Here is a 412-nt window from a genome sequence, read left to right on the forward strand (position 1 = left end):
CTGGAACTGGTCGCCGACATCTGGGCCGCCGACGCCCGCGAGGCCCGGCACGCCGCCCAGCGCGCCGAGGCCATCGCCGCGCTCGCCCGCCGCCGCTCGATCGAACGCGACCGCGACTTCGGCCCGCTGGGTGGCCCGGGCCGCGACAGCCGGCTGCGCCGCTCGACGGTGCTGGCCCAGGTCAGCCAGACCTTCGTGACCGAGCTGGCGCTGGTCCGCAGCTGCTCCGAAGCCGAGGCCGAGGCCCTCGCCGTCGAGTCGATCCTGCTCACCACCCTGCTTCCCGGCACCTGGGACGCCCTGTTCGCCGGGCGCATCGACGTGCGCAGGATGCGCGCCCTGGTCGACCTGCTGTCCACCGCCCGGCCCGAGGTGGTTGCCGAGGTCGAGCGCCGCGTCCTGCCCCACGCCG

Annotated in this window: 1 protein-coding gene; it reads left to right on the top strand. The window is 76.2% G+C overall.

All coding sequences use genetic code 11. The annotated features are described in order from the left end of the window. The coding region (locus E9565_RS22015) for a hypothetical protein (RefSeq protein ID WP_236836739.1) at positions 1-412 on the top strand (412 nt) is incomplete at both ends.

The sequence above is a fragment of the Blastococcus sp. KM273129 genome (assembly GCF_021698995.1).
Lineage (GTDB): Bacteria > Actinomycetota > Actinomycetes > Mycobacteriales > Geodermatophilaceae > Blastococcus.